Here is a 12,001-nt window from a genome sequence, read left to right as displayed (position 1 = left end):
GCTGTCCAGTCTCTCCGCGAGGCGGCCGATATGCAGGGGCCGACCGTCCCCACTGTGGTCCAAGTGGCCTCCCTCCTCCCTCGTACGGGTTCGCCGAACGTGAGGGCCGGCTCCGCGGAGCCGGAGAGGGGGAAGGGAGAAACGGCGTGAGCGAGCAGCTGCGTATTGGTGTCATCGGGGTCGGCAACGATTTCCGTCGCGACGACGGCGTGGGCTGGGCAGTCGTGGCCCGTCTGACGGACCGGGCCGCCGAGCGGCCGCTGCCGTCCGGTACCAGGCTCATGGTCAGTGACGGCGAACCCGTACGGCTCATCAGCATGTGGGAGGGCACCGACCTCACCATCGTGATCGATGCCGCGCAGGCCCAGCCGCCGCACCCGGGACGCATCCACCGCGTCGAACTCGACGGGGAACAGTTGCCACGCGAGAGCGGGGAGACAAGTTCGCACGGACTCGGGCTCGGCGACGCCGCCGAACTCGCCCGCCGGCTGCACCGGCTGCCGCACCGGCTCATCGTCTACGCGGTGGAGGGCGCCGACGCCGGCCTGGGCACTGGTCTGTCCGCACCGGTCGCGGCGGCTGTGGGACCGCTCGCCCAACAGATCGCCGAGGAAATCACGCAGTACGCCCGGACCGCCAACGGGAGCAGTGACGGATGACATTGCCGGGACGCGTGAAAGTGCGCAGGCGCGTGTTGCCCGATGACAGCGGCTGGGTGCGGAGCAGGACGGCGGCACCGGAGCCGGCGAGGAAGACGGCTATCAGCGCACCGGTCGCGATCGCGCCGGCCTGGTAGGTGCCCAGTGGCGTGTAACCGAGCGCGCATTCCACGGCGATGGGGGCCATGGCGGCGAGCAGAGCCGGGGTGGCCCGTTCGCGCAGGGCGTCGGCGGTGCTGATGTCGACCACCCGGGCACAGTCGGGCAGCTCGGTGCCTTCCATGATCGCGGATGTGGTGCGGAACTGTTCACGCACCTCGGTCCCGGCCCGCCCGGCGGACCGGCCCACGGCCATGACCGCCGGGGCGGTGAACAGGAACACCGCCGCGGCGTCGAGGAGCAGTCCGACGAGTGCGTTCGGCTTGTCGACCGACAGGCTGAACGAGGTCGGCGCACGGCCCACTTCGGCGAGACTGTCCTCGACCGCGGTGCGGAAGCCACCGAACAGGGCGGTGGCGGCGTGCACTGCGGTTGGTCTCGCGTTCCGGCGCGCGGGTGGGCTCAGTGAAGGAGCCGGTGAGCAGCTCGATCATCGCCGAGTTCGGTCCGACGGTTTGTCCGGCCACACGAACCGGCTGCCTGAGTCGGGCCGCGGCCCTCCGTGCGTGATCGGGACGGTGTTCTGGCCGCGGAGGATCGGCCCATGCTGGACCGGTGAGCGTGCGCGCCTTCCTCAGGTTCCGTGGCCGGAGCCCCGGATCACGACGACGGGGCAGGGAGCGTGCTGCACGCAGTGCATGCCGACCGAGCCCAGCAACGCCTCGCGGAACTCGCCGAGCCCTCGGTTGCCCACGACCAGCAGCTCTGCTCCTGCGGCGGCATCGAGCAGAACGGTGGCCGGATGCCCGTGGGCCGAGATGGTGCGGAGCGCGACAGGCCGGCCCGGGCCCGGGCCGAGGGCCTCGTCGATCGCATGGTCCAGGACCTTTCGCATGTGCTCCTCGTAGTCACCCGGCTCCTTCTCCGTGGGGGGGACCAGGCCATGCCAGGGCGTCGGGTAGTCCCAGGCGAAGACCGCGTCGACCGCACCGCCGACCAGCTTCGCCTGGTTCACCGCCCACCGGAGAGCCGCTTTCGACGGTTCGGAGCCATCGATGCCCACGACGATTCGCGGAGGGGGTGTGGCCTCGTTGTTCATCACGTATCCCTGCCTGGTCGTATGTGATCCCTTCCTCCACCATCTCCGTGCCGGCGGGGCGTCGCCACTTCAGCCGTGGCGTACGCGTGTGGGGAACCTGGGATCAGCGGCCTCCGGTGATGAATGGTTTCGGCCGTACCCGGCTGTCGGGTGCGTCGACCATGGGAAGACCAGTCAGTCACAGCCGCTCGGCGAGCAGTGTGAGCGCGAGTGCCGGGCACCCCAGGCATCCATAGGAGCTGACCATCGATCCTGGCGCGACGCCCAGCATGTATGCCGCGCGTGCTGGTGAGCGGCGAACGGACCGGCCGGGCCACACACCCGCTTGATCGGGCATCCTTTTTCTGACCGCTCGTACCGGCAACCGGCACGTCGTGGTGACACGCTGCTCGGCTGTCGGCCCGACTTCGCGGCTGCCTTCGACGTCGTGATCTTCTCGGAGATCTGCTTCTTCATCCCGCCTCTTGAGCCGCGCCCTGGATCGGGGTTCCGCGCCTCGATCTCCGGGCCTTTGCCGGATGCCGAAAAAGCTACCCGAATGGTATTGACTCGCAATGAATATCGTGCATCGTAGGAGTAGGCCATAACACCGAAAGAGCCACAAAGCCGGTGAGGACGTCTAGTCGGCGGAGTAACTCGGACAGGATGTGGTTTAGGCCCCCGGCAAGCCGGCGCGATACCGAGGCAGCAGTGACGACTGACGCTTCAGGACACGTGCAGCACTACCGGGGACTGTTTTGTGTGGGAGCCTTCGCACGGGCATGACCCTGGAGCCAAGGTATTGCCGTGCCTGCACTCTGCGAACCGAAGAGCACCAAGCCGGTCCGTAGCAGCCGACCGTTGCCACCGCTCTGCCTCATCTTCTTTGCCCGCCGGTAGGGGCCCACCCACCCTCCGAAGTCCACCCTTGTGGCTGACGTGGCTCGGAATCGGTGGCACATGGGGAGACGGAAGGCTAACCGGTGCGTGACCGGGGCGTCGTCGGTCCCTGGGGGCGGCAGGCGTATGAGTCTGCCCAGGCGTTCGAGGCGTTCGTCGTGTACCGCGATCTCGGTCCAGCGCGGGGTGCCGCGAAGGTGGCACGGGAGTCGGATAAGCCCTCGCGCGCTGGTGGGCCGGTGGTCGCGGCAGTTCGCATGGGTGGTGCGGGCTGCGGCCTACGCCGGTGAGCAGGACCGGCTGTTCGTTGTGGAGTAGGTGGAGGCGCGGCGCGAAGTCGCTGGCAGACACGCGAAGTTGGGGCAGGTTGTGATGCGAGTCGGCGATCGGCGCGCTGGAGACTTCCCGGGGCCGCGTACAAGATCGGCAACAGCGCGACCGCGCTCGGTGTGATCCTCGCCGTATTCGAGCGGTACCTGGGCGAGCTGGCCGAGGGCTGGTACGACGCCGCCGCGGGTGAGCCGAGCCGCAAGGGCACGGCCCCTTGGAAACGGTATTCGGCGTGCGGGAGATCCCGGTGGAGACGGTGGTCGCCGTACAGCAGTGATCGACCGCATGGTGCAGGAGGGCACTGTGCCGGAGAACTGTCAATGTGGGCCGGCTCGCGGGGTCCCTCGACGCCACCGTTGTCGTTTTGCAGGCGCTGCGAGGGGTACTCAGGAAATCCCCTCCCTCAGCGTCGGAAGGGCAGGCGAGAACCATGACATCTTCTGGCATGCGGGTAGTAGTTGTCGGGGCCACCGGCAACGCCGGTACCAGCGTCGTCCAAGCCCTCGGCGCGGACCCGCAGATCGAATCGATCCTGGGGCTGGCCCGCCGCCTCCCGCAGTGGTCTCCGGAAAAGACCCGGTGGGCGTGCGCGGACATCGCGGACGACACCACCGAACTGGCCGGACACTTCGCCGGCGCCGACGCCGTCATCCACTTGGCGTGGCTCTTCCAGCCCACGCACCACCCAGCGACGACCTGGCGCACGAATGTGCAGGGCAGCATCCGGGTCTTCGAGGCCGCGGCCGCAGCCGGCGTTCCCGCGCTGATCTACGCGTCCTTCGTCGGGGCCTACTCGCCCGGGCCCAAGGACCGGGCCGTGGACGAACTCTGGCCTACCGACGGCTGGCCGGAGTCGACGCTGTGCCAGGAGAAGGCGTACATCGAGCGTGTCCTGGACACCTTCGAACTTCAACGTCCCGAGATCCGTGTGGTGCGGATGCGGCCCGGCTTCATGTTCAAGCGCGAAGCCGCGTGCGAGCAGCACCGCTTGTTCCGTGGCCCGCTGGTGCCCAAGCGCCTGACCCGCCCGGAGCACATGCCTGCGATCCCAGCCGTCCCCGGCATGCGTTACCAGGTGCTGCACACCGACGACGCGGCCGAGGCATTCCGGCAGGCCACCGTGCGGACGGTGCGTGGAGCGTTCAATCTGGCTGCCGAACCCGTCGTGGACGCGGCCATGCTGGGCGAGATGTTCGGCGCACGGACCTTCCTTGTGCCGGGCTGGCCGGTCCGGGCCGCAGTCTCCGCGGCCTGGCGGACGCATCTCTTGCGCACGCCGCCATCTTTGTTCGACGCCATGCTGCACTTCCCGATCATGGATACGTCACGGGCGCGGCAGGAGCTGGACTGGGCGCCCCGGTACTCGGTCCAGGAGGCGATGCGGGAGTGGCTGGCAGGCCTCCGCGAAGACGCGGGCATGCCTACCCCGCCACTGGCCTCTCCGGCAGGACGCGCCAGTGAGGCCATCCGACCACACTCGTGACCGTCTGCAGCACGCAGAGCTCCGATCCCGGCGTGCCGCACGTACCCCTCGCGACATACAACACGACCCGGAAGCCCTGCGCAGCCGGCTGCTGCGCATCTATCCACCGGGCAGAGTCGGATGGGCACTGGCGGGTTTCTTCCGCCCCGGCAACATCGCGGCCCTGCGGGGCCTGGCGGGCCAATGGATCCGTGAGGACAGCCGCGGCACTTCCGCCGGCCGAGGCGTCGGCACCGCCGCACCCGGCTCGCGCATCGTCGCGGCCCTGACGGGCGAGATGGAGGGGAACCGCGTTGTGCACCGAGCCGCCCAACTGGCCACGGCAACCGGCGCCCAACTTGTCGGCGTCCACGTCCGCAACCCCAGCGGCCTGAAAGAACCCGACCCGCCCTGGCTCCACGGCCAGCGCCGCCTGCTCGTGGAACTGGGAGGCCGGTACGCCCAGATCACGGGCGAGGATGTGACACGTACGCTCCTGGCCTTCACCCGCGCCGAGCAGGCGAGCCAGCTCGTCCTGGGCGCCAGCCGCCGCAGCCGCGGCTACGAACTGCTGCACGGCTCGGTGATCAATCGCGCCTTCCGAAAGGCCGGACCGGTAGAGGTGCACGTCATCCCCGCACCGGCCGCCCAAGCACCCGCTCACCGCCCGGCTGCTCCACATCTCCCGCCTCGCGTACCGGGCAGGAACCCGCTATCGCCCGGCGCGCAGCCATCGGCTGGACACTCGCGTTCCCCGCCCCCTCGCGATGACGGCCCTCCTGCTGCCCGGCCGGCAGAGTCCCGGTCTGGTGGGAGCACTGCTGTGCACGCTCCTCACGGTCGTCCTCGCGGCCGCCGTCGGCGGCCTCGGACCGGCTGCCCTGGCCCCCGTGACCGGCTTCCTGGCCGCCGGCCTTCTCTACACCCGCCCGTACTACAGCCTGCGCGTCGGCCGGCTCATCGACCTCGTCGGCCTGCTCGCCCTCGCCGTCGTCGGAACCACGATCGGCCTCCTCGTCGACATCCTCGCCAGGCAGGCACTTCAGGTCACCCGTGCCCAGGCCGAAGCCGAAAGCCTCGCCTGCCTGGTCGCCGACACACTGTCAGCCGGAACCCTGGCCCCCGCCGACCTCGTCGACGCTCTGCGCCGCACCTTCGAGCTGGAAGGCGTCACCCTCCTCCGACGGACCGGCACCGAATCGCCGCTGACCCTGCCGGGGTGGGGCAGGGCCAGGGAGGACTGTTTCGGTGGGAACGGTTCGGCTGCTACGTTGCCCGGGTGAGGAAAGGACCTGCTACGCGGAGCGCCGGGGCGGACGAGCCACTCGGCTTCGTGATTGCTTCGGTGGGCAATGCGGCGGCTCTCGCGTTCGAGTCCGCCCTGGCCGCGGAGGATCTGCATCCGCGGCACTTCGCGGTGCTGCGCGGGCTGCGTGACGGTGAGGAGCATGCGCAGCAGCAGCTCGCCTCCTCACTGGGCATCCCGGCCAGCCGTCTGGTGGGGCTGCTCGCGCTACTGATCGACCGGGGCCTGGTGGAGCGGCGCGAGTCGCCGGCCGACGCCCGGGTGAAACTGGTCCGCCTGCGGGAGGAGGGCCGGGTGGAACTGGAGAAGCTGATCGGGCTCGCGGGCGCTTCGGAGCGGCGGCTGACCGCGGGGCTGACGGCCGAGGACAGGTCCGAGCTGCGCCGGTTGCTCGGCGTCGTCTACGCCAACGTCGCCGTCGAGCCCGAAGGGCGGCCCGCCCGGGTGTGGTGATCGGCCTTTTCCGGTCTGGTTGTTTGATCCGGTGACGGCGAGGTCTTGCGCATACCGTTTCGGTTGGAATAGTTTCAGTGGGAACGGATTGGGGTGCTGCTGCGGGGTACCCCGACGACAGGAGACGACGATGACGGCCACGAGCAAGGACACGGTCGAGGAATTCCTCGGGCGGATCCGGCGTGCCTGGGACGCGGGGGACGCGACCGGCTACGCGGCACAGTTCGCAGAGAACGCCTCATATGTGATCTTCATGGGGGACGTCATGTTCGGGCGCGCCGCCATCGAGCGGACGCATCGTGAGGTGTTCACCCGGTGGCAGAAGGGCACGCGCATGGCGGTCAAGCCGATCGACGTGCGGATGCCGGACGAGTCCACGGCGGTGGTGACCACCGTCGGCGGCATCGGCAAGGGTGGCCGGATCGACTTCGACAAGTTCCAGACCTTCACGCTGCACCGCCGCGAGGGACGCTGGGAGTGCGTGGCCTTCCAGAACACGAAGATGAGCCGCCGATCCAAGCGCGCCTACCGCTCTTGAGGGCTTCATCGGCCGTTGCCGGCGCGCAAGGGCTCAGACGGGCAGGATTTGCCCCGTGCGGCGCACGGTGCGGCGCAGGGCGCCTTCACGTTCCTTCAGATCTCCGGTGAAGTGCAGTTCCCGTTCGCTGACCTCGATGTCGATGTCCTCACGCTTGAGGCCGGGCAGCTCGCGGCGTATGCCTCGCCGGTCTCGCGCAGGTCGGCCAGCGCGCCCAGCCCACGGTTACGGTCCAGGCGGCGCAGCGGACTCCAGGAGTCGGTTCATCCACTCGAAGAGTTCGCCGAACTCGGCTGCTATCGGCTGGCTCCAGCAGGCTGCGGGGCTGGTCTCATACGGGCAGAGTCATGCGGCCGGCTCACCTCCGCGGATATGGACTCGGAGAGCCGTTCGGCTCTCCTTTCCACCGTGAGCGAGGGCGGCCCGGTCGGCGACCGGACGGCCCTCGCCTCGCGCGTCATCCGCTACCGCACGTTTCCGGGAGATGTGATGAGCGAGATGCGCGCTGGGCCGGCGACGACGAGCAGTCTGGGGCATGTGTGGCACCTCACGGCCAAAAACCACGGCGACCGGTCACCGACCTCCTGGATGCTCGTCATCTGTTGTCGCCGCCCCCGGTACCCGGGCGCGCGGCCCGGCCCGCCTCCAGCCGGGCGACCGGGACACGGAACGGGGAGCAGGAGACGTAGTCCAGGCCGGCGCCATGGAAGAAGTGAACGGACTCCGGGTCTCCGCCGTGCTCGGCGCACACACCGATCTTCAGGTCAGGCCGGGTGGCGCGGCCCTCGGAGACCGCGATCTCCACCAGACTCCCAACGCCCTCGCGGTCGATCGTCTCGAACGGGGAGACCTTGAAGATGCCCTGTTCGAGATAGGCGGAGAAGAACGCCGCCTCCACGTCGTCGCGGGAGAAGCCCCAGGTGGTCTGGGTGAGGTCGTTGGTTCCGAAGGAGAAGAACGCCGCCTCCTGCGCGATCCGACCCGCCGTGAGCGCGGCCCTGGGCAGCTCGACCATGGTCCCCACCGGGCAGTCGACGGGCATGCCCGTCGCTTCGGCGACCTCGGCCAGTACGCGTTCCACCTCCGCGGGGCGTGCCGGGAATCCTTGAGACGGGCGAGGGCGTCCTCGAAGAGCCGTCCGTCGACTCCCATCACCGTGCTGCCGAACATCTGCACGAGACGGCGGTACGAGTCCCGGGCGAAGCGTTCCTGACGGGAGACCTTCGCAAGTCCCCTTACGGACTCGTCGTTCAGCCCGATGTCCAGGATCGTCTCCATCATGCCCGGCAAGGAGAACCGGGCTCCGGAGCGGACGGAGAGCAGCAGTGGGTCGTTCGGCTGCCCCAGCCGGCGTCCCGCGGCCCTTTCCAGGACGGCCAGGTGCCGGGTCACCTCCTGGCTCAGGCCTTCGGACTCCTCACCGGTGGTGAGGAACGTACGACAGGCCTCGGTGGTGATGGTGAAGCCCGGCGGCACAGGCAGGCCCATGCGGGTCATCTCGGCGAGGTTGGCGCCCTTGCCTCCCAGCAGGGCGGCCATCTCCCGGCCGCCTTCGGTGAAGTCGTACACATGACCTGCCATGGCGGAGTGCCTCCTCTGTCCGGCGGTGGGCGGATCCGGACGGGCGCATGATGAAGGCGGGACAACGACCCCTGCACACGGCATGTTCTTCCGCAGGTGGCCGGCCTTCTCGGTGACCTCCTCCCACGGTGCGCCGACGACGGCTGGTTGTGCTACCGGCCGCGGCGGCTGTCGCCGTGTTCGGCCTGGAGACCAGGCACCGGGCGCGGGCAGATCCCGGCGGACTGCCCTGGCCCGATTTCCCGTACGCACACCCCGGCTGATCAGCCCGCCCCGCTGCAGTCGGCCCCTGATCGGGGGGCGGTCGGCCCAACTCCGCGAGACGTGGACTTTCCTGGCGTGGACACTGGAACTCGGAGCGGCAGACCGACTCGTAGGAGCGGTGTGATGGCGGGATTCCGGGATTTCCTGATGCGGTTCCGGCCGGTCGGGCTGCCCGGTCCTGCCGCCGCAGGAGGGGTGCCCGCAGACCGCACGGCTGAGCTTGCAGCCGAACTGGAGCCACAGCTCGCGCTTCTCCAGGAGACGGAGGCTGAGGCGCGGAGAGTGCGGGAGCGAGCGGCCGCGGAGGCGGTGCGGCGCCGCGAGGCTGCCGGACGGACGGCCACGGAGATCGTCGACCAGGCGCGCGCCGCCGCCCCACGCGTACGGCAACAGAGTGCCGCGCGGATCCATGACGCCACGGCAGCCGAGGCCGCGGCCCTGCTGGCGGCTGCCGAACGCGATCTCGCCGCCTTGCGGGACCGGGTGGAGCTTCGCCTGCCGGCACTTGTGGAGCGCGTGGTGGCCGAGGCGGTCGAAGACTTGTCCGGCACGGACGACGGGCAGTGGGAAGGGGGCTCACCGCGGTGGGCGCCGGGTGGGTAGCGGGTGTGACGCGGGCCAGGGCCATGTCGTCCAGGTGCCTGGGCGTCTCCGGTGCCCGGGATGTGGCCGGCGCCGCCACCCTGGCCGACGCCCTGAGGTACCTGGGGGCCACGCCGTATCGCCGCGGTCTTGATGCGGAAGCCGGCCTGGTCGGCGCCCAGCGGGCGGTCTCGGCGACCCTGCTGTGGCATCTGCGGGTACTCGCCGGCTGGCAGCCGCGCGCGGGGGCGGTCATGCTTCGGCTGCTCGCTTCCGGTTTTGAGATCGCCAACGTCGACGATCACGCCCGTGTGCTCTTGGGCGGGGAGTGGCTTCCGGCTGTACGGCCGTACCGGCTGGGGGCGCTGGCCACCGCGTGGCCGAGGCTGTCCGAGGCCGGCTCGCCGGCCGAACTGCGGGCCGTGCTGGCCGGTTCCGCATGGGGTGATCCGGGAGCCGACTCTCCGGCGGCGGTCGCTGTCGGTATGCGGATCGCCGCCGCCCAGCGGACCGCGGCGGCCGTACCGCAGGCGGTGCCGTGGGCTGCGGGTCGGCTCGCGCTGCTGGTGGGCCGCGAGGTGTTTCTCGCCGACCGGGTCCTGACCACGCCGTCGGCACGCCGGGCCGCCCGGGTGCTCGGCTCCGAGGCCATGGGTGCGGCGTCGTTCCCCGACTTCCTGCGGCGTCTGCCGGTCACGGCGCGCTGGGTGGTGGACGGCATCGAGGCGCCTGCGGACCTGTGGCGCGCGGAGACGCGGTGGTGGATCCGGCTGGAGCAGGACGGACACGAGCTGATGCGTGGCTCCGGCCTGGGCTCCTCGCCCGTCGTGGGCGCCGTCGCCGTGCTCTCGGCCGACGCATGGCGGGTTCGGGGTGCCCTCGAACTGGCCGCGCGCGGTGGCGGCTCGCTGGAGGCCCTCGATGTCCTGGTCTGAAGCCGTGCGGCCGGTCCGTATGCAGCGGGTGGCGATCGTGGCGCCGTACGAGACCCTGCGCGAGACGCTGGTCCGCATTGCCGAGGCGGGCAATGTCGAGATCGACCGGATCGACGATCCCGCACATGCCGCCCCCGGACCGGCGACACGCCGACTGCAGCGGCTGCGTACTGAGCCCGCGGGCGCCCTCCTGTGCGTGGCCCCGCCGGATCTCGAAGCCCTCGAACGGGCGGAGCGGACCGACCTGCTCGCCGGCGAGGCGCAGCTTGAGGAGCGGATCGGCAGTGCCGTCCGGCGCGGGACTGTGGCGGCGCTCGCCGGATGGTGCCCCGCCTCCGAAGTACGCGCGACGGCCGCGCGGCTCGCCGACGTCGGGGGCGTACTGGTGCCGATGCGGACTCCCGGCGGCACCGATCCGCCGACCCTGCTGCGCGGCACCGGCACGGTGCGCGGCTCCTTCTCCCCGCTGGTGCGCACGTACGGCACGGTGCCGTACGCGGACATCGACCCCACCATGCCCGCCGGCACCGTCTACGTGGTCATGTTCGGCGTGATGTTCGGCGATGCCGGGCACGGGGCGCTGCTGCTCCTTGCCGCCCTGCTGATGTATCTGGGCCGGCCCCGCCGACTGGCGCCGCTGCGGCGGCTGTGGCCGTTTGTCGCCGGAGCCGGGCTGACCAGCACCGCGGCGGGCGTTGCTTACGGTGAGTTCTTCGGCCCGACCGGTGTGCTGCCGGTGCTGTGGCTGGACCCGCTGGAGCAGCCGATGCGCCTGCTCGCCGCCGCGGTGGGGCTCGGCGCGGCGCTCCTGGCCCTGGCCTATGGGGCGGGCATCGTGAACCGCTGGAGTGAGGGCGGGCCGGCGAACGCTCTGTACGCGGCGTCGGGGGTCGCCGGAGCCGTGCTCTTCCTCGGCCTCGCCGTGCTCGCCGGTGGCGTGCTCACGGGCCGCGCCGGTCTCACGCTCGGCGGTGCCCTCCTGGCGTTCGCCGGCCTGGCGCTGGCGGGCTCGGGGCTGTTCACGGCCTCCCCGGGCGGGGTCGGCGGTGCCGTGCAGACGGGGATCCAGCTCTTCGACGTCGTGCTGCGCATCGGCTCGAACGTCGTCTCCTTCGCGCGGCTGGCGGCCTTCGGGCTCACCCACGCCGCGCTGGGCGAGATCGTCTGGCGCGGCACGACGGGGCTGGCGGGCAAGGGGCCGTCGGCGCTGCTGGGGGCCGTGGTTCTCGTCACCGTCGGCAACGCCCTCGCCTTCGCGCTGGAGGCACTGGTGGCCGGGGTTCAGGCGCTGCGGCTGGAGTTCTACGAACTGTTCTCCCGGGTCTTCGAGACCCAGGGCCGTCCATTCCGCCCATGGCACGTTCCGGTACAGCACATGGAGGTGGCACCGTGATCGCCTGGCTCATCGCCCTGCCCGTCGTCGCGGCGGCCTTCTGCGGCACGCGGTTGTTGCTGCGGCGGCACGGCCGTACGGCCGTGCGGCTGATCGTCGCCGCCGACGCGGTTCTGCTCGTGGGCGCGCCGGCCCTGCTGACCGTGGCCCTGAGCGGCGCGCCCGCCCAGGCGTCCGGTACCCAGGCCGCCGCCCAGGCATCGGGGTCCGGCTCGGCGGCGTTGATCGGGGCCGCGATCGCGGTCGCCGGGGCGTCGATCGGCGCGGCGATCGCCGTCGCCTACACCGGAGCCGCCGCGCTGGCGGCGCTGAGCGAACGGCCCGAGCTGTTCGGGCGGGCGATGGTCATCGTAGGCCTCGCCGAGGGCATCGCCATCTACGGCCTCGTCGTCGCGATCCTCCTCATCGGGAAGGCCTGACC

At 70.8% G+C, this 12,001-nt stretch carries 11 protein-coding genes and 3 pseudogenes; 10 read left to right on the top strand and 4 right to left on the bottom strand.

Going from position 1 to position 12,001, the window contains the following annotated elements; genetic code table 11:
• Positions 1 to 146 precede the first annotated feature (146 nt).
• Positions 147 to 659 carry a hydrogenase maturation protease gene (locus tag O1G22_RS04875; RefSeq protein ID WP_270080145.1) on the top strand — a complete coding sequence of 171 codons (513 nt, stop codon included), beginning with the start codon at positions 147 to 149 and terminating at the stop codon, positions 657 to 659.
• Here the strand turns inward: O1G22_RS04875 and O1G22_RS04870 are convergent.
• Both O1G22_RS04870 and O1G22_RS04865 read right to left on the bottom strand, forming a co-directional pair.
• A complete protein-coding gene (locus tag O1G22_RS04870; RefSeq protein ID WP_270080144.1) occupies positions 616 to 1,185 on the bottom strand; it encodes a sodium/proton-translocating pyrophosphatase in 570 nt (189 codons plus the stop codon). The genes O1G22_RS04875 and O1G22_RS04870 overlap by 44 nt on opposite strands.
• Positions 1,186 to 1,392: 207 nt before the next feature.
• Complete coding sequence (locus O1G22_RS04865) at positions 1,393 to 1,857, bottom strand: universal stress protein (protein WP_270080143.1); 465 nt, start codon at positions 1,855 to 1,857, stop codon at positions 1,393 to 1,395.
• A gap of 1,654 nt (positions 1,858 to 3,511) precedes the next feature.
• Here O1G22_RS04865 and O1G22_RS04860 point away from each other — a divergent pair.
• From O1G22_RS04860 to O1G22_RS04845, 5 genes and pseudogenes are all read left to right on the top strand, one after another.
• On the top strand, positions 3,512 to 4,549 hold the full coding sequence (locus O1G22_RS04860) for an NAD-dependent epimerase/dehydratase family protein (RefSeq protein ID WP_270080142.1): 1,038 nt from the start codon (positions 3,512 to 3,514) through the stop codon (positions 4,547 to 4,549).
• A pseudogene (locus O1G22_RS44790) lies at positions 4,524 to 5,141 on the top strand (universal stress protein); the annotation flags it as partial. The gene O1G22_RS04860 and the pseudogene O1G22_RS44790, both read left to right, overlap by 26 nt.
• A 154-nt stretch (positions 5,142 to 5,295) precedes the next feature.
• Positions 5,296 to 5,811 carry a DUF4118 domain-containing protein gene (locus tag O1G22_RS04855; RefSeq protein ID WP_270080141.1) on the top strand — a complete coding sequence of 172 codons (516 nt, stop codon included), beginning with the start codon at positions 5,296 to 5,298 and terminating at the stop codon, positions 5,809 to 5,811.
• Positions 5,812 to 5,861: 50 nt separating this feature from the next.
• Positions 5,862 to 6,287 carry a MarR family winged helix-turn-helix transcriptional regulator gene (locus O1G22_RS04850; RefSeq protein WP_270080140.1) on the top strand — a complete coding sequence of 142 codons (426 nt, stop codon included), beginning with the start codon at positions 5,862 to 5,864 and terminating at the stop codon, positions 6,285 to 6,287.
• A 130-nt stretch (positions 6,288 to 6,417) separates the two neighbouring features.
• Positions 6,418 to 6,825, top strand: coding sequence for an SgcJ/EcaC family oxidoreductase (locus O1G22_RS04845; protein ID WP_270080139.1), 408 nt, complete (start codon positions 6,418 to 6,420; stop codon positions 6,823 to 6,825).
• 595 nt (positions 6,826 to 7,420) lie between these two features.
• Here O1G22_RS04845 and O1G22_RS44785 read toward each other — a convergent pair.
• Positions 7,421 to 7,909: pseudogene (locus O1G22_RS44785) on the bottom strand (putative PEP-binding protein); the annotation flags it as partial.
• A gap of 311 nt (positions 7,910 to 8,220) precedes the next feature.
• A pseudogene (locus O1G22_RS44780) lies at positions 8,221 to 8,364 on the bottom strand (PEP/pyruvate-binding domain-containing protein); the annotation flags it as partial.
• A 429-nt stretch (positions 8,365 to 8,793) separates the two neighbouring features.
• Here O1G22_RS44780 and O1G22_RS04835 point away from each other — a divergent pair.
• The 4 genes from O1G22_RS04835 to O1G22_RS04820 are packed head-to-tail and all read left to right on the top strand — an operon-like array spanning position 8,794 to position 11,999.
• Entirely contained in the window at positions 8,794 to 9,273 is a 480-nt protein-coding gene (locus tag O1G22_RS04835) for a hypothetical protein (protein ID WP_270080138.1), read from the top strand.
• Positions 9,274 to 9,296: 23 nt separating this feature from the next.
• Positions 9,297 to 10,187 (top strand): hypothetical protein, encoded by an 891-nt coding sequence (locus tag O1G22_RS04830; RefSeq protein WP_270080137.1) that lies wholly within the window; start codon positions 9,297 to 9,299, stop codon positions 10,185 to 10,187.
• Entirely contained in the window at positions 10,174 to 11,580 is a 1,407-nt protein-coding gene (locus O1G22_RS04825) for a V-type ATPase 116kDa subunit family protein (RefSeq protein ID WP_270080136.1), read from the top strand. Before O1G22_RS04830 ends, O1G22_RS04825 begins: the two co-directional genes overlap by 14 nt.
• Positions 11,577 to 11,999 (top strand): ATP synthase subunit C, encoded by a 423-nt coding sequence (locus O1G22_RS04820; protein ID WP_270080135.1) that lies wholly within the window; start codon positions 11,577 to 11,579, stop codon positions 11,997 to 11,999. The genes O1G22_RS04825 and O1G22_RS04820 overlap by 4 nt, the downstream gene beginning before the upstream one ends.
• Positions 12,000 to 12,001: the final 2 nt, after the last annotated feature.

This window comes from Streptomyces camelliae (genome assembly GCF_027625935.1).
GTDB classification, from domain to species: domain Bacteria; phylum Actinomycetota; class Actinomycetes; order Streptomycetales; family Streptomycetaceae; genus Streptomyces; species Streptomyces camelliae.
The sequence above is the reverse complement of the archived record's forward strand: the minus strand, read 5'-3'. Positions and strand labels throughout refer to the sequence as shown.

Coding starts and splice junctions, on each gene's coding strand:
- O1G22_RS04865 (WP_270080143.1), bottom strand. CDS start 1,857: ATGAACAACGAGGCCACACCCCCTCCGCGAATCGTCGTGGGCATCGAT.
- O1G22_RS04860 (WP_270080142.1), top strand. CDS start 3,512: ATGCGGGTAGTAGTTGTCGGGGCCACCGGCAACGCCGGTACCAGCGTC.
- O1G22_RS04855 (WP_270080141.1), top strand. CDS start 5,296: ATGACGGCCCTCCTGCTGCCCGGCCGGCAGAGTCCCGGTCTGGTGGGA.
- O1G22_RS04845 (WP_270080139.1), top strand. CDS start 6,418: ATGACGGCCACGAGCAAGGACACGGTCGAGGAATTCCTCGGGCGGATC.
- O1G22_RS04835 (WP_270080138.1), top strand. CDS start 8,794: ATGGCGGGATTCCGGGATTTCCTGATGCGGTTCCGGCCGGTCGGGCTG.
- O1G22_RS04830 (WP_270080137.1), top strand. CDS start 9,297: ATGTCGTCCAGGTGCCTGGGCGTCTCCGGTGCCCGGGATGTGGCCGGC.
- O1G22_RS04825 (WP_270080136.1), top strand. CDS start 10,174: ATGTCCTGGTCTGAAGCCGTGCGGCCGGTCCGTATGCAGCGGGTGGCG.